The 16,529-nt window shown below is 64.7% G+C and carries 11 protein-coding genes; 6 read left to right on the top strand and 5 right to left on the bottom strand.

The window, feature by feature from the left end:
- Nucleotides 1-175 precede the first annotated feature (175 nt).
- Nucleotides 176-976 carry an AraC family transcriptional regulator gene (locus ABID58_RS24300; RefSeq protein WP_354035193.1) on the bottom strand — a complete coding sequence of 267 codons (801 nt, stop codon included), beginning with the start codon at nucleotides 974-976 and terminating at the stop codon, nucleotides 176-178.
- Nucleotides 977-1,035: 59 nt separating this feature from the next.
- On the opposite strand from ABID58_RS24300, the gene ABID58_RS24295 reads away from it, so the two are divergent.
- Together ABID58_RS24295 and ABID58_RS24290 are read left to right on the top strand one after the other, a co-directional pair.
- Nucleotides 1,036-2,208 (top strand): MFS transporter, encoded by a 1,173-nt coding sequence (locus tag ABID58_RS24295; protein WP_354035191.1) that lies wholly within the window; start codon nucleotides 1,036-1,038, stop codon nucleotides 2,206-2,208.
- A 378-nt stretch (nucleotides 2,209-2,586) separates the two neighbouring features.
- A complete protein-coding gene (locus tag ABID58_RS24290; protein ID WP_354035188.1) occupies nucleotides 2,587-4,845 on the top strand; it encodes a cation:proton antiporter domain-containing protein in 2,259 nt (752 codons plus the stop codon).
- Here ABID58_RS24290 and ABID58_RS24285 read toward each other — a convergent pair.
- Both ABID58_RS24285 and ABID58_RS24280 read right to left on the bottom strand, forming a co-directional pair.
- A complete protein-coding gene (locus ABID58_RS24285) occupies nucleotides 4,842-8,000 on the bottom strand; it encodes an efflux RND transporter permease subunit (protein WP_354035186.1) in 3,159 nt (1,052 codons plus the stop codon). The two genes, ABID58_RS24290 and ABID58_RS24285, sit on opposite strands and share 4 nt — an antisense overlap.
- Before the next feature lie 10 nt (nucleotides 8,001-8,010).
- Nucleotides 8,011-9,204 (bottom strand): efflux RND transporter periplasmic adaptor subunit, encoded by a 1,194-nt coding sequence (locus ABID58_RS24280; protein WP_187435246.1) that lies wholly within the window; start codon nucleotides 9,202-9,204, stop codon nucleotides 8,011-8,013.
- Nucleotides 9,205-9,448: 244 nt separating this feature from the next.
- Between ABID58_RS24280 and ABID58_RS24275 the strand changes: the two genes are divergently transcribed.
- The 4 genes from ABID58_RS24275 to ABID58_RS24260 all read left to right on the top strand — a co-directional run bounded on the left by ABID58_RS24275 (nucleotide 9,449) and on the right by ABID58_RS24260 (nucleotide 14,894).
- Nucleotides 9,449-10,240: an ABC transporter substrate-binding protein gene (locus ABID58_RS24275; protein ID WP_354035184.1), complete on the top strand. Its 792-nt coding sequence runs from the start codon at nucleotides 9,449-9,451 to the stop codon at nucleotides 10,238-10,240.
- A gap of 40 nt (nucleotides 10,241-10,280) precedes the next feature.
- Complete coding sequence (locus ABID58_RS24270; protein ID WP_354035182.1) at nucleotides 10,281-11,540, top strand: alpha/beta hydrolase family protein; 1,260 nt, start codon at nucleotides 10,281-10,283, stop codon at nucleotides 11,538-11,540.
- Between the two features lie 265 nt (nucleotides 11,541-11,805).
- A complete protein-coding gene (locus tag ABID58_RS24265) occupies nucleotides 11,806-13,521 on the top strand; it encodes an alkaline phosphatase family protein (protein ID WP_354035180.1) in 1,716 nt (571 codons plus the stop codon).
- Between the two features lie 17 nt (nucleotides 13,522-13,538).
- The gene (locus ABID58_RS24260; protein WP_148754625.1) at nucleotides 13,539-14,894 is read left to right on the top strand and encodes a cytochrome-c peroxidase; all 1,356 of its coding nucleotides are present in this window, start codon (nucleotides 13,539-13,541) and stop codon (nucleotides 14,892-14,894) included.
- Between the two features lie 16 nt (nucleotides 14,895-14,910).
- On the opposite strand, the gene ABID58_RS24255 is transcribed toward ABID58_RS24260, so the two are convergent.
- A complete protein-coding gene (locus tag ABID58_RS24255; protein ID WP_354035178.1) occupies nucleotides 14,911-15,984 on the bottom strand; it encodes a hypothetical protein in 1,074 nt (357 codons plus the stop codon).
- Between the two features lie 84 nt (nucleotides 15,985-16,068).
- Nucleotides 16,069-16,518 carry a cupin domain-containing protein gene (locus tag ABID58_RS24250; protein ID WP_354035176.1) on the bottom strand — a complete coding sequence of 150 codons (450 nt, stop codon included), beginning with the start codon at nucleotides 16,516-16,518 and terminating at the stop codon, nucleotides 16,069-16,071.
- Nucleotides 16,519-16,529 lie beyond the last annotated feature (11 nt).

Raw genomic sequence — 16,529 nt, 5'->3', positions numbered from 1 at the left:
GGCCGTGCGTTTCGAGAAGGCGGTCATGCCCGGCGAGGGCGGTGCATCGGGCGGCATTTGGGCAGCGAGGCGGCTGCCTCACACGCCGTCATTGCGAGCACAGCGAAGCAATCCAGACTGCCACCGCGGAAGGATTCTGGATTGCTTCGCTGCGCTCGCAATGACGAGGTTGGGGCTAACTCTTCCCCGAAAACTCCGTTGGCGTACGCCCGGTCACCTGACGGAACGCCGCCGAGAACGCCGGGACGCTGGCGTAGCCCAGCTGCGTCGCGAGCTGCTTCACCGAGACACTCGCATCGGTCGACAGCCGCTGGATCGCCGCCGCAATCCTCGCGCGCTGGCACCAGCTCTTGAAGCTCAGTTGCGTCTCGCTCGAGAACAGCCGCGACAGCGTGCGCGCGGAGGTTCCGACCTCGCGCGCCAGCGTGTCGATGTCGTGCAGGCCGGTCGGATCGTCGAGCACGATCATCGCGGCGCGCCGGCAGCGCGGCTCGTGCGGCAGCGGCACGAAGGTCGCGGAATCCTCGGCCTGGTGCAATTCCAGCATCACCAGACGCACCAGCAGCTCGGTGCGCCCCTCGGTGTTGCGCGCGTCGAACAGCGCGAGGATCGCCTGATTGAGCAGCGGCGACACCCGCACCACGAATTCCCTGGTCAATCCCTCGTAGCGCTTCTCGCGCTTTAGCCAGGCGAGATCGAAATACAGCGTGCGCATCTCGATGTCGGCGAGCACGTCGATGGCGTGCTCCAGCCCGGCCGGCACCCAGACCGCGCGGTCCGGCGGCACCAGCCAGCGTCCCCCGGGCGTGTTCACCTGCATCGTGCCTTTCGCGGCATAGACCAGCTGCGCCTCGCGGTGCAGGTGCGGGTCGAGCCGCAAGCCCTTGGGATAATCGCGCGCGACCAGGTGCACCCCCGCGGTGGAGCGGTGGTTGCCGCGGACCTCCCTGAGGATTGGCGTTTCGACGACACTCATTGGCAGCATCCCGTCATGGCTCCGACATATAACTCATTTCGGAGCAGGAGAGGATTCGCATGAACAACCCCAGCCGGGTCATCAGTTTCGTCAACGCAGGCCATTTCATCGACCATTATGCGATGCTGATCTTTGCCGCCGCCGTGATCATCATGGGCCCGGCGCTCGGCATGACCTATTCGGAACTGCTGCCCTACGCGACGCCCGGCTTCATCGCCTTCGGTGCCGGCTCGCTGCTCACCGGCTGGCTCGGGGACCGCTGGAGCCGCCGCCACATGATGCTGATCTTCTTCTTCGGTATTGGCCTTGCCATGATCTCGGTCGGCTTCGTGCAGACGCAGGTCGAGCTCGGCGCCGCGCTGCTTGCGATCGGCGTGTTCGCCTCGGTCTATCATCCCGTCGGCACCGCGATGATCGTGTCCTATGCCGACAGGCTCGGCCGCGAGATGGGCATCAACGGCGTCTGGGGCAATCTCGGCGTCGCCTCGTCCGCGTTGGTCACCGGCGTGATCGGCCAGTATCTCGGCTGGCGCTTTGCCTTCATCGTCCCCGGCATCGTCACCGTCCTGATCGGCATCGGCTTTGCGATGATGGTCGTGCATGAGGATCGCAAGGGCTCGAAGCAGGCGGCGGCGCAGGCGCGTGTCGCCAAGCAGGACATGTGGCGCGTGGTGCTGTCGCTGCTGATCGTGGTGATCGCGATCTCCACCACCTTCAATGCCGTCACGGTGGCGCTGCCAAAGCTGTTCGCCGAGCGGCTCGCGGACCTGACCAAGAGCCCGGCGCTGCTCGGGGTCATCGCGGCCTGCGTCTATGTGTTCGGCGCGATGACGCAGTACACGATCGGCCGGCTGCTCGACCGCTACTCGCTGAAGGCGGTGGCCTTGCCGCTGTCCTTCATGCTGGCGCCGTTCCTGTATCTTGCCGCGAGCCTGTCCAACCTGCCGCTGATCCTGGTGTCGATCGGCATCGTCATGGCCGCCTTCGGGCAGGTCACGGTGAACGACGCCATGGTCGGCAAATACACCAGCGAGGAATGGCGCTCGCGCGCCTACGCCGTGCGCTATTTCATCGGCTTCACCGCGGCGGGTGCCTCGGTCGGCCTGGTTGCCTGGCTGTACGAGCAGGGCGGCTTCGTCACCATGCTGCACGCGTTTGCCGCCCTCTGCCTGCTCGCGATCGCGGCGGCGATCATCCTCCCGCGCGAGATCCGGACGCCGGCGGCGGCGTGAGGCCTGACGCATCGTCGTGAGGCGCGCAACTCGCGCCTCACCGTCATTGCGAGGAGCCCTTGCGACGAAGCAATCCAGAATCTTTCCGCGGAAAGATTCTGGATTGCTTCGCTTCGCTCGCAATGACGGAACGTCGCACCGCGCCCCGCACACCACCCATGATGCCATCATGCCGGTGTTTTGCCCGACGGAGCAAGCGATTTCGGTAAGACCGAAATTTCTCGGGCCCTTTTCAACCTCATATCTACTGTGCATGGGGTTGTTTTTTGATTTTCGCCGCGGCCGCGAATGCCGCGGGAACCCCCTCCACCTCCCGCGGGTTCTATCCCCGTGGCTCCGGCGCGTTGCCGGGCCAATTGAAGGGGTAAAAACACCTGCATGCAGTGGAGCCTGCTCCGACCGGTCGGCCTTGTCTCCGCGGCGCTTGCCCTCACGATCATCGCGGCGAATGCCGAGGGCGGCAAATCGGCTGGTCCGTCCGAATTCCTGCTGGTGGCGCAGATCGTGCTGCTGATCTTGGTGGGGCGCGGCCTCGGCGAGATCATGCAGCGGATCGGCCAGCCCTCGGTGATCGGCGAATTGCTCGCCGGCATTTTGCTCGGGCCGTCGCTGTTCGGCTGGATCTGGCCCGAAGCGCAGCACGCGATCTTCCCTGCGACGCCCGAACAGAAGGCGATGATCGACGGCATCGCCCAGTTCGGTATTTTGCTGCTGCTCCTGCTCACCGGCATAGAGACCGACCTCAAGCTGGTCAGGAAGGTCGGCAAGGCCGCGATCGCGATCTCGATCGCCGGCATCGTGGTGCCCTTCGCCTGCGGTTTTGCGCTCGGTGAGTTCCTGCCCGATGCGCTGTTGCCCAAACCGGAGCAGCGCCTGGTGGCCGCGCTGTTCATGGGCACGGCGCTGTCGATCTCCTCGGTGAAGATCGTCGCGGTGGTCGTGCGCGAGATGAATTTCATGCGCCGCAATGTCGGCCAGATCATCGTCGCGACCGCCGTGATCGACGACACCATCGGCTGGATCATCATCGCCGTCATCTTCAGCCTGGCCTCGCAAGGCACGCTGGATATCGCCTCGGTGGCGAAGGCCGTGCTGGGCACGCTTGCCTTCCTCGCCATCAGCTTCACCATCGGCCGGCGGCTGGTGTTTCAGCTCATCCGCTGGGCCAACGACAACCTCGTCAGCGCCGCGGCGGTCGTCACGGTGATCCTGCTGTTGATGGGCGCGATGGCGCTGATCACCCATGCGATCGGCGTCCACACCGTGCTCGGCGCCTTCGTCGCCGGCATCCTGGTCGGGGAGTCGCCGATCCTGACGCGGCAGATCGACGAGCGCCTGCGCGGGCTGATCGCGAGCTTCTTCATGCCGGTGTTCTTCGGCCTTGCCGGCCTCAGTGCCGATCTCTCGGTGTTGCGCGATCCCAGCCTGTTGATGCTCACCGGCCTGCTGGTCGTGATCGCGAGCGTCGGCAAGTTCGGCGGCGCCTTTGTCGGCGGCACATTGGGCGGCCTGAGCACGCGGGAGTCGCTGGCGCTCGCGAGCGCGATGAATGCGCGCGGCTCGACCGAGGTGATCATTGCCACCATCGGCCTGTCCATCGGCGTGCTCAGCCAGAACCTGTTCACGATGATCGTGACCATGGCGATCGTGACCACGATGGCAATGCCCCCGATGCTGCGCGCGGCGCTGGCGAAGCTGCCGATGAACCGGGAGGAGAAGGAGCGCCTGGAGCGGGAGGAATTCGAGAAGCGCGGCTTTGTCGCCAATCTCGAACGTCCGCTGCTGGCGGTCGACGAGAGCGTCAACGCCACCTTCGCGTCGCACATCATGGGCCTGATGGCCGGCATGCGCGGCCTGCCCATCACAGTGCTGCATATCGGCACGCACGCCAGGGAGCAGGAGAAGGTCCGCGACGGGGAGGAGAGTCACGAGGCCGTGGTGAGGAAGGCAGCCGTCTCCGCCAATGGTGACGGCGACGCCGGCAGCGTCGATGTCGTCACCCGTGCCAGGCGCGCAGAGCTCGGCGAGACCATCGCCGATGAGGCGCGCAAGGGATTTGATCTCCTGATCGTCGGCGTCGACAAGGTCACTGCGGCCAACGATCGGTTCGATCGGAAGATCGAGGACATCGCCGCAAGGTTCGACGGACCGCTCGCGATCGTGGCCGCCAGGGGCAAGCACCTCAAGCAACCGATGCCGGATGCGCTCAACATCCTCGTTCCCGTCTCCGGCAGCGGCGTCGCCAAGCGCGGCGCGGAGGTCGCGGTCGCGCTGACGCAGGCCGGATCGGGCTCGCTGCGCGTGATCTATGTCGCGACGACGCGGGACAAGGGCGCGCAGCGCGGTGCCTCCCGCGGCCTGAGCCAGGAGGCCGGCATCCTCAAGGACGCCGGCGATCTCGCCGCCCGCTACGAGGTCGACATCACCACGACGCTGCGTGTGAACCGGGCGCCGGAAGCTGCGATCCTGCGCGAGATCGACACCACCGATGTCGATCTCGTCGTCATGGGCGTCGACCGCATCCAGGCCGACCACCTCTCCTTTGGCGGCGTTGCGGACGCCGTGCTCAGGCAGTCGAAGGTCTCGGTGCTGCTGGTCTCGAGCGGCGAGGCGCGGCAGGCACCAGGCGAGGCCTAGGACTTCAACTCCGCGACCGGCTGCGCCTTCGGCGCCTTCTTCGACGCGCGCCAGTTCTCGAACCGCTGCACCACCACGAAGAACGCCGGCACGAACAGCACCGCGAGGCAGGTCGAGGCCAGCATGCCCGAGAACACCGTGATGCCGATCGACTTGCGCGCGCTGGCGCCGGCGCCGGTCGCGATCACCAGCGGCACCACGCCGAGGATGAAGGCGAACGACGTCATCAGGATCGGGCGGAAGCGGGCACGCGCCGCCTCGATCGCACTTTCCAGCACCGGCTTGCCGTCGCGCCCGTGCAGCTCGAGCCCGACCTCGACGATCAGGATCGCGTTCTTGGCCGACAGCGCGATCAAGAGGATCAGGCCGATCTGGCAATAGAGGTTGTTATCGATCTTCAAGCCGTTGAGGATCAGCATGGGCCCGATCAGCGACAGCGGCACGGCGAGGATCACCGAGATCGGCGCGTACCAGCTCTCGTACTGGCCGGCGAGCACGAGATAGACCAGCAGCATGGCGAGGCCGAACACCCAGTAGATCTGGTTCGAGACCGCCTTCTCCTGGTACGACATCGCAGTCCATTCGAATCCGGTGCCCGGCGGCAGCGTCTTGTCGCCGATCTCCTCCATCAGCTTCAGCGACTGGCCGGACGAATAGCCCTGCGCCGGCAGGCCGACGATGGTCGAGGAGGGATAGAGATTGTAGAGGCTGATCAGCGACGGGCCGGTAACCGGCGTGATCGTGGCGACGGTGCCGATCGGGATCATGTCGCCGTTCTGGTTGCGCACCTGCATGTTGGCAATGTCGCGCTCGGTGACGCGGAACGCCGGATCGGCCTGCGTGTAGACCTGGAACACGCGGCCGAACTTGTTGAACTGGTTGACGTAGGACGAGCCGAGATAGGTCGACAGCGCCGAGAATACGGCGTCCGTGGTCACGTGCAGCGTCTGCGTCTTGACGCGGTCGATCTCGACGTTGAATTGCGGCACCGCCGAACGAAACGAGGACGAGACGCGCTGCAGCGCGCTCTGGCTCTGGGCGTTAGAGACCATCGCGCCGGTGATGGCCTGCAGCTTGGCGAAATCGCTGTTGCCGTCGCGCAGCTCGACCTGCATCGAGAAGCCTGCGGCGTTGCCGATGCCTTGAATCGGCGGCGGCGGCAGCACTAGCGTACGCGCCTCCATGATGGTCGCGACCTTGTCGTTCAGGCCGTAGACCAGCGAGCGCAAATCCTCGCCGGGGCCTTTGCGCGCGTCCCAGTCCTTCAGGATGATGTAGGCGACGCCGGCATTGGCAAGGCTCGCGCTGTTGTCGAGCGCGGAGATGCCGGCAATCGTGATGACCTGCTGAACGCCGGGCGTGTCCTTGATCATATCGGCGGCCCTGTCGAGCACCTTCTGGGTTCGCTCCAGCGAGGCGCCGTCGGGCAGCTGAACCGCGGCGATCAGATAGCCCTGGTCCTCAATTGGGAGGAAGCCGGTCGGCACCCGCGACAGGCCGTAGCCGCCGATCCCGATCAGGACCAGTGCGATCGCAACCGAAATCGTACTGTTCCTGCACAGCACGCCAATCAGCCGGATGTAGCCGCGCTCGACGCGGTTATAGACGGCGTTGAAGCCACGGTAGAAGAAGTTGCGCTGCTCCGGCGGCACCGTCGGCCGCAGCCAGAGTGCGCACTGGGTCGGCTTCAGCGTCGCTGCGTTGATGGCGGACAAAAGCGCGGTCGCCGCGATCACCAGCGCGAATTGCGAGTAGATGCGGCCCGTGAGGCCGGCGAGGAACGACGCCGGCAAGAACACCGAGATCAGCACCAGTGTGATGCCGACGATCGGCGCGAACAGCTGGTCCATCGCCTTGATCGCGGCGTCGTGGCCGTTCATGCCCTGCTCGATATTGTGGGCTGCGCCTTCCACCACGACGATGGCGTCGTCGACCACGATGCCGATCGCGAGCACGATTGCAAACAGCGTCGACATGTTGATGGTGAAGCCGAGCGCCGCCATTGCGGCGAAGGCGCCGATGATGGTGACGGGCACGGTCGTCGCCGGCACCAGCATCGCGCGCCAGTCCTGCAGGAACACTAGGATCACGACCAGCACCAGCAAGCCGGCCTCGATCAGCGTCATGTAGACCTCGTGCACCGAGGCCTGCACGAACTTGGTGGTGTCGAACGGCGTGTCGTATTTGATGCCTTCCGGGAAGCGCTTGGCGAGCTCCGTCATTTTCTTCTCGACGGCCTGCTCGACCTCGAGCGCGTTGGCGCCGGGCGACTGGAATACGCCGATGCCGACGGCGGGCTGCTTGTTGAGCGAGAAGATCTGGCTATAGGTCTGCGCACCCAGCTCGACCCAGCCGACGTCGCGCACACGCGTGACGTCGCCGCTGGTGCCGGTCTTGACGATGATGTTCTCGAACTGCGTGGTGTCGTCGAGCCTTCCGTTGACGTTGAGCGTGTACTGGAACGCTTGCCCCGGCGGCGTCGGCGGCGCGCCGACCTGGCCGGCCGAGACCTGCTGGCTCTGCTGCTGGATCGCCTGGATCACGTCCTGCGGCACCAATCCGCGCGCTTGCAGCTTGTTTGGATCGAGCCAGATCCGCATCGAATACTGGCCGGCGCCGAACACCGTGACGTTGCCGACGCCGGGCAGTCGCGAGAGCTCGTCGCGTAGGTTGATCGTCGCGTAGTTGCTCAGGTAAAGGCTGTCGAACCGGGAGTCAGGCGAAGTCAGCGTCACGAACAGCAGGATCGAGGTCGATCTCTTCTGGACGGTGACGCCCTGGTTCTGCACGGACGACGGCAGCTGCGACAGCGCGCTGGAGACGCGGTTCTGCACCAGCACCTGCGCGAAGTTGAGGTCGGTTCCGATCTTGAACGTCACCGTCAGCGTATAGGTGCCGTCGGAGCCGCTGTAGGACTGCATGTAGAGCATGTCCTCGACGCCGTTGACCTGCTGCTCGATCGGCAGCGCGACGGTGTCGATCACGGTCTTGGCGCTGGCGCCGGGATAGCGCGTCGTCACCTGCACCGTCGGCGGCACCACATCAGGATATTGCGCGATCGCGAGGTTGAACAGCGCAACGCCGCCGATCAGGATCATCAGGAGCGCGATGACGTTGGAGAGGACAGGCCGCTCGATGAAGAATTTTGAGATCATGACCGGCGCCTCATTTGTTCGAGGCCTGTGGCTGCTCGATCTTGGTCATCTGCGGGTCGATCTTCTGGCCCGGGATCACGCGCAGCAGCCCTGCGATCACGACGCGGTCGTCTGGCTTTAGGCCGCTCTCGATCACGCGCAGGCCGTTGTCGACGGCGCCGATCTGCACTTTGCGCTGCTCGACCACATTGTCCTTGTTGGCGACCAGGAGATAGCGCCCGCCCTGGTCGCTGCCGAGCGCGGTGTCGGGGACGAGGAGGGCGTTCTTGTCCTGGTCGAACGGCACGCGGACGCGGACGAAATAGCCGGGCAGCAGCACCCGCTTGTCGTTGGGCACGAGCCCGCGCACGGCAAGCGTGCCGGTTGATGAATTGATGGTCGGCGCGACGTAGTCGAGGTGGCCTTCATGCGGATAGCCGGTCTCGGTCTGGAGGCCGACTTCGATCGGGAATTGCTTGAGGTCGGCGGCGGTCAGTCCGCGGCGCTGAGCCTCTGCCCGGATCCGCAGCACGTCCTGCTCGTTGACGGTGAAATTCACCCAGATCGGGTCCATCGCGACGATGGTGGCGAGCTGGGTCGGGGAGGAGACGCCGACGAGCTCGCCGATCGAGACCATATGCGCGCTGACGATGCCGTCGAACGGCGCGCTCACCTTGGTGTAGCCGTAGTTGACCTCGGCGAGCCTTGTATTGACCTGGGCCTGCTGGAGGCTGGCCTGGGCGTTGTCGCGGGTCGATGTCGAAGTGTCGAGTGTCGCCTGCGAGACCGCCTGGCGCTGCACCAGATCGGCCTGCCGCTTGAAGTCGGCTTCGGCCTGCTTGAGCGTGGCCTGCGCGCCGGTCTCGGCAGCTTGCGCCTGTTCGAGCTTGAGCTTGTAGGTCTCGGGCTCGATCGTGAACAGCTGGGTGCCTTGCTTGACGAAGGTGCCGTCCGTGTAGTCGATCGATTGCAGGAAGCCCTGGACGCGCGCCACGAGATCGACGCTCTTGACCGGCGCGGTGTTGCCGGTGGCCTCGACATAGCGCGTCACCGACCGTTGTACGGGTGTGGCGACGTCCACCTTGGGCGGCGGCGGCGCGACGAAGGCGTTCTTGTCCTCGCAGCCGGCGAGCGCAATCACGACCGCCGTGGCGGCCAGGGCCCGCCCGACATGCCTCCATGCGCCACGAGATTGTGCGGAATGGACGGGATACGCTGAGGTCATTCGGTGGCCCCCGATGGCTAGCTGTCGGTGCGGCAGGCTAGCAACAAATGACCGGCCGTGAAACACCATAGCCATGGCAGGCGCAGCCCTTGCACTGCAAACAGCGGCGTGTCTTCGACATTTGGGTCGTGACAAATCGCTTTTCACCGGGCGAACGATCGACCAGAATTGTGTCAAAGGCAGCGCGATCGGCGCGAGGCTGGCGGAAGGAAGCGGACAAGAAGAAACGTGAGGAGAACATGACATGTCAACGCCGTTCTGGTCAGCCTGCGCCGGCCTCGTCCTCGCTGCGGCGGTCGCCATGCCCGCGCTAGCAGATGGTCTGAAGGACGAGATCGCACCGACCGGCAAGCTGCGGGTCGCGATCGCGATCAGCCCGGCGGGCGGGGCGTTCTGGTCGACCAAGACCGAAGCCGGTTACGCCGGCGTCCCCGTCGATCTCGGCAAGGACATGGCGGCGCAAATCGGCATCCCCGTCGAGTATGTCGTGTACCAGAATTCCGGACAGATCACCGACGCGGCCGGCAAGGGCAGCTGGGACGTCAGCTGGTTGCCGAAAGATCCCGAACGCGAGACCAGGATGATGTTCGGCCCGATCTACGAGGTCGCGGACGCCACCTATATCGTCAAGGCGGGTTCGACCGTCACCAATTTCGCCACGCTCGACCAACCCGGCATCAAGGTCGCGGCAGTCAACGCTACGACCACGATGCGCGGCGCCGTTGCGCATCTGAAGAATGCGAAGGTCACGGGCTATCAGACCTACGATGAGATCTATGGCCTCCTGAAGAGCGGCGAGATCGACGCCTTCGCGCTGTCGCGCGATCAGCTCAACAAGATGGCGCAGAAGATCCCGGGCACGAAGGTGCTGGACGAGACGTTCAAGAAGACGGTGACCGCCGTTGCGGTCCCGCTCGGCCATGGCCAGTCGCTGGCGTTCGTCACCAGGTTCATGACCGAGGCCGTGACCAACGGCACCTTGCGCAAGGCTTATGATAATAACGGGCTGAAGGACACGCCTATCCGCACCGAATAGGTTTATCCTTCCGGCCACATTGGATTTCGACTGGGGGCACATGCTTGGACGTTGGATCGCAGCCGCGATGGTGTCGCTGGTCTTGATGATGCAGAGCGCTCAGGCCCAACCGCTGACGGTCGATCCCGAGACCATCGTCCCGCTGCCGCCCGGGTTCGACATGGAGCCGCCGGCCTCCGACGTGCCGCCCGAGATCGCGCGCTTCCAGGGCGCATGGATCGGGACCTGGAGCGACGACAGGCACATCCTCGTGGTCGAGCGCGTCAGGGCTGACGGACATGCAGACCTCGTCTTCGCCCGGTCGGACTCGGCCTTCAACGGCATGAATCGCGAATGGTGGCGGGACCAGGCGACGGTCGTGGACGGCGTGCTGACCATGACGGGGTTTCGCATCTTCCGTTATGCCTTTGATGGCCCCGACCGATTGTACATGACGGCCACGCTCAAGAATGGCGTCGTCACCTCCGGAGCGCTGGTCCGCGCCGATCCTGCGCGTCTTGCTGCGGGCGATCGGCCGAACGACTGGCCGTGGCCCGGCGCGCGCGTCCGGATTCCGCATCTTGCGGTTCGCACGCCTGATGGCACGCGGCCGATCACGCTCGAGGGCACTTTCTACCCGCCGTCGGGGCCGGAGCCGGCACCGCTCGCGATCGTCACCCATGGATCCGACGTCGGTCGGAATCAGCTGAGATCCTGGTCGTTCTCGACCGAAGCGCATTGGCTGCGCGACAACGGATTTGCAGTGCTGGTGCTGATGCGCCGCGGACGCGGCAGCTCCGAGGGCATCAACGGTGAAGAGACTTTCGGCCGCGATCACGACGGCAGCCTGATCGACGTCTCGGCCGGTGTCGCTGAAGCCGTCGAGGATATCGAGTCCGCGATCGCCTATGGCCGGACGCTGCCCGGCGTCAAGCCGGGCAAGGTGCTGCTCGCCGGCCAGTCGCGTGGTGGCTTCCTCGCCATGCACTATGCCGGCCTCAAGCCCGGCGAGGTCTTGGGCGTGGTGAATTTCAGCGGCGGCTGGTACCCGTATGGACCGGTGACCACGCCGTACTATGCCAATGCGGGCCGCGGCGCAGCCGCCAAGGTCCCGCAGCTCTGGCTCTATGCCGACAACGACCGCCTCTACAAGGAGGATCTTATTCGCGAATATCACGAGGCGTTCGCAGCCGCCGGCGGCAGCGCGCGCTTCGAGATTCTACACGGCGTCCCCGGCGATGGCCATCTGCTGCGGCTTTATCCCGAACGCTGGCGAGCGATCGCCGACAAATTCCTGGCTTCGCTCGATCGCGAGCATTAGTCGCCGCGGACAGCCGCGGCAATCTTGCCATGCAGGATTCGTTCTTGTTCCGCAAAGCCAAATGCAGGGCTGCGATTTTTTATCTCCACGCGTGGAATAATTGCCGATGGCGCATTCCGGCAGAAGACCCGCCTTTGTCGCCAGCAGGAGCACGTAAAAATCTCTTTCTGATTGGCTGCGCGAAGTGTCTCACGCGTCAAACTGACACAGCTCTGTCAAATGTGAACGCTAGGGTCGCGGCGTCATTCCTTCGGGGCAAACAGAGATGAAATCCAAATTTTTGACGACGGCTGCGATTTTCGCGGCCGCGATCGCACTTGCGTGCGCCATGCCGGTTCTCGCAGACGATTTCGGCCGGGACCGGGATCATGACCACGATCGTGATCATGACCGGCATCCGCATGAGATCCATACGGAAACGCCGATCAAGCATCTCGTCATCATCTTCAACGAGAACCGCTCGTTCGACCATTATTTCGCGACCTATCCGAACGCGGCCAATCCCTCGGGCTCGATCCCCTTCGTGCCGAAGCCGCATACGCCCCGGGTCAACAACCTCGCCAACGCCAGTTTGCTGGTGAACAACCCGAACAACAATCCGGCCAACGGCACCGGCGCAACGGACCCGTTCCGCCTTGACCGCACCCAGGCCAACACGCGTTCGCAGAACCACGCTTATACGCCCGAGCAGCAGGCCGTCGACAACGGCAAGGAAGACCTGTTCCCGAAATTCACCGGTCGCGGCACCGCCGGCGGCGCCGGCGCGTTCGGCACCAATGGTCAGGTGATGGGCTATTTCGACGGCAACACCGTCACCGGATTCTGGAACTACGCCCAGCATTTCGCCATGACCGACAACAACTGGACCGACACGTTCGGTCCGTCGACGCCGGGCATGCTGGAAGTGGTCGGCGGCCAGACCAACGGCGTGCAGCCGGTCATCGGCACCACGGCGTCGATCGCGGACGGGCAGGGCGGCCTGACGCTGACCGGCGACACCGATCCAGGCAACGATGCCTGCTCCAGCAAGACCAGCACCATGCTGATGGGCGGCAAGAACATCGGCGACCTGCTCACCGCCGAGCGTATCAGCTGGGGCAGCTTCATGGGTGGCTTCGATCTGACCCTCAAGAACGCCAACGGCACCACCGGTTGCGCCCGCAGCACGTTCTCGACCAACGTCAACGGCACCATCGTCGACTACATCCCGCACCACGCCTTCTTCCAGTATCACGCGTCGACGGCGAACCCGACCCACGCGCGGCCGAGCTCGGTGCACGCGATCGGCCATACCCATGACTTCAACGGCAAGGTCGATCCGGCCAACCACAATTACGACCTCGAAGACCTCTATGCGGCGATCAAGGCCGGCAATTTCCCGGCCGTGTCCTACGTCAAGATGCCGGCCTTTCAGGACGGTCACGCCGGCAACTCCGACCCGCTCGACGAGCAGGCCGGCAATGTCGAGCTGATCAACTTCCTCCAGAAGCAGCCGGAGTGGCGCGAGACCGCCGTCATCATCACCTATGACGACTCCGACGGCTGGTACGATCACCAATACGTTGCACCGAAGAACGCCTCGTATGACGCGACCGCCGATCAGGTCAACGGTCCTGGCCTGTGCGGCCTCGGCCCGACCAAGCAGCCGGCGCCGAACGGTCTCAGCGGCAAGCCGGTCAACGGCCGCTGTGGTCCGGGCACCCGCGTGCCCCTGATCGTGGTCTCGCCTTACGCCAAGACCAACTATGTCAGCCACACCTATACGACCCAGGCTTCGGTGGTTCGCTTCATCGAGGACAACTGGCTGCATGGCCAGCGCCTCGGCGGCGGCTCGTTCGACGCCACCACCGGATCGATCATGGACCTGTTCGATTTCGACCATGATCATAGCCATGACTTCCGCACCGACGCGCTGTTCCTCGATCCGACCACAGGCACGGTGATGGTCAGCCCGCCGGACGAGCACCACCACCACCACTAGTCCAACGGGACGTCATAATGAACAGCCGCACTTTGTGGCTCCTCGGCGCCGGCCTGCTCGTCCTGGCCGGCGCCGTCTTTGCAGCCGAGACGCAAGGACTAGCGCAAGGGCTTGCAGAGGCGAATACGGCGGGCACCAACCCGAACCCGGTTCGCCTCATGCGTCCGTCCGTTGCCCCGTTGTCCGCGATGGCGCAGCTCGGCAAGGAGATTTTCTACGACGCCTCGCTGTCGTCGTCCGGCTCGCTGTCTTGCGCATCCTGTCACAGCCCGGATCACGCCTACGGCCCGCCCAACGACGGGCCGGTGATGCTCGGCGGCGCCAGTCTGTCGCGTCAAGGCGCACGCGCGGTGCCGTCGCTGACCTATCTCGATCGCCAGCCGAATTTCAGCATCGGCCCCGACAAGGGCGACGACGACAACATCATCGACCTCGCGCAGATGGCTATGCTCGGCCAGCAGGCCGCGCGCACGACCAAGACCGCGGGCGGCACCGGCGCCTCGGCCAACATCGTGCCGCAGGGCGGCCTGTTCTGGGACGGCCGCGCCGACACGCTTCAGGACCAGGCGCTGTTTCCGCTGCTCGACGCCAACGAGATGGACGGCGGCAGCGCGGAGATCGTGGCCGACAAGCTGCGCCGCGCACCTTATGTCAACCGCTTCGTCGAGCTGTTCGGCGCCGGCGTGCTGAGAAACCAGCGGCTGCTGATCGCGGAGGCGATGTTTGCGGTTGCGCGCTACCAGGTCGAAGAGCCGAGCTTCCATCCCTACACCAGCAAGTACGATTACTGGCTCGAGGGTAAGGCGCGGTTGTCGGAGAGCGAATTGCGCGGCCTGCAATTGTTCAACGATCCCGACAAGGCGAACTGCGCCGGCTGCCATACCTCGGCGCCGGCCCGCGACGGCTTGCCGCCGATGTTTACCGATCATCAATATGAAGCGCTCGGCGCGCCACGGAATGCCGCGCTCGCGGGCAACAAGGATTCCGGCTATTTCGATCTCGGCGTGTGCGGTCCGCATCGGACCGACATTCCCGAGCAGACGCAGTATTGCGGCATGTTCCTGACGCCGACGCTGCGCAACACCGCGACGCGTCGCGCCTTCTTCCACAACGGCGGCTTCAGAACCCTCGAGCAGGTGCTCGACTTCTACAATTTCCGCGACACCAATCCGGAAAAGGTGTTTCCGCGCGCAGCCGACGGCACGGTGCGGAAATACGACGACCTGCCTGAAAAATATCACGCCAATGTCGACGTCACCGATCCCCCGTTCGATCGTCACTCCGGCGACAAGCCGGCGATGACCGATCAGGACGAGGCTGACATCATCGCCTTCCTGAAGACGCTGACGGACGGCTACAAGGCGGAGAACTAGGGCGCGTCCAACAGGGCTAGTGCGGTTTGATCTCCGCGTATTTCACCATCGCCTTCTCGAACTTCCGCTTGAACAGCCACATCGCGCCGAGAATCTCACGGAAGCTGGCCGAGCTTCGCGCCCGGTCGGCCTTGCCGAAGGCGAAGATGCTGTTGTTGCGCAGGTGCTTCATGATGGTGGGATCGGATACCCGGTAGTTCAGCAGGTCGCCCGACTTGAGCGCCGAGCGTGTCGGTGTCGGGATGATCTGGATCAGCTCGAACAGCTTCATCTGGTCGATCGGATCGGGCAGCGTCTTCACGATCGCCGGGATCTCGGCGAACAGCTCGGCATGTGCGTTCATCAGGCCGTCGCGCACATTGGTCCAGTGATTGAAACGGCGATCGGTGCCGCGGGATCGTGCCTCTTCCTTGTCGTCACGCGCGTTCAGCGCGGGATCGGTGGCCGCGATCGCACCCTTGATCGCCTCCCATTTGCGCTGGCCGTTGCGGTCCTCGGACGGGCCGGTCTGCAGGCTGCCCATATAGGTGTTCGAGCGCGCATTGCGGACGTTCTGCTTGCCGTTGGTCTCGGCAAAGAACAGCCCGAGGCTGATGCGGCCCGCCGCGTCGGCATGAACAGGCGCAAGCCCCTTGGCGCGCGCAATCGCTGCGGCGAGATCGACGACATCCTTGAACGGCGTCGCCGAATTCTGCGCGCTCGGCGGCGGCGCCTCCATGATCTCGAACAGATCGGCATATTCGTCGACCAGCGGCTCGATTGCGGCATCGAAATAGGCCGGGGGAACTTCGAACTTGTTCGGTTTTCCGATCCGCGACGGTACGGCGTCGGTGAGATCCTTGTACGCGCTGATCACGGCGACGCGCGCGAGATAAAGCGCTTGGCCGGGCAGGTTGGGCAGCGGCTGCTTCGCCTCGATCTGGCGGCGACGCTCGCTAAGGATCGATTTGAAATCGCCGAGTGCGCGATCGTAGGCGGCTTGCGCGTCCGATTGTGTTGGCGGGAGCGATTGCGCCTGGCCCGCGGTGAGCGTCATCAGGATCAGCCCGAGCCCCGCGATGGCTGCGATGGCATGACGTCGTGCACGCATGGCCGGTTCCCCCAACGATTCGTCGGTCAAGGGATCGTAAGCATCAGATGCGAGGGCTGGCGAGATGAAATCCGGTCCGCCCGCCTAGTCGTTGGCCTCGGGCGGCAGGAAGTCGACCTCGTGCTGGGCCGAGATACGCACGACCTCGGCGGGGTCAGTCAGATTGTGGAGCTGGTTGAACAGCGCCTCCAGCTTTTGCATCGGCGAGACCCAGAACAGCGCGCGGGCCGGCTTGTCGGATTTGTTGAAATAGCCGTGCGGAATGCCGCGCGGCAGGCGCACGAGGTCGCCGGCATGGGCCTTCACCCATTTGCCGTCGAGCTTGAGGTCGAGCGTGCCTTCCTGCACCAGGATGAACTCGTCCTGAGTCGGATGGATGTGCACCGGCACGAACTGGCCGGGCTCGCTGTTGGTCTCGAACGCGAAGCTGGACTCAGTGACGGCCTTGGGGAAATAGACCTGGCCCAGGATGTTCCAGGTCTTGCCGCCAAAACCCGTGCCGTTCGCGGTGATGCCTTTTTCAAGTGACGCCATGGCTCGCCTCC

Origin of the sequence: Bradyrhizobium sp. S3.2.6 (assembly GCF_040546885.1) — a bacterium.
Taxonomy (GTDB): domain Bacteria; phylum Pseudomonadota; class Alphaproteobacteria; order Rhizobiales; family Xanthobacteraceae; genus Bradyrhizobium; species Bradyrhizobium cytisi.
The sequence above is the reverse complement of the archived record's forward strand: the minus strand, read 5'-3'. Positions and strand labels throughout refer to the sequence as shown.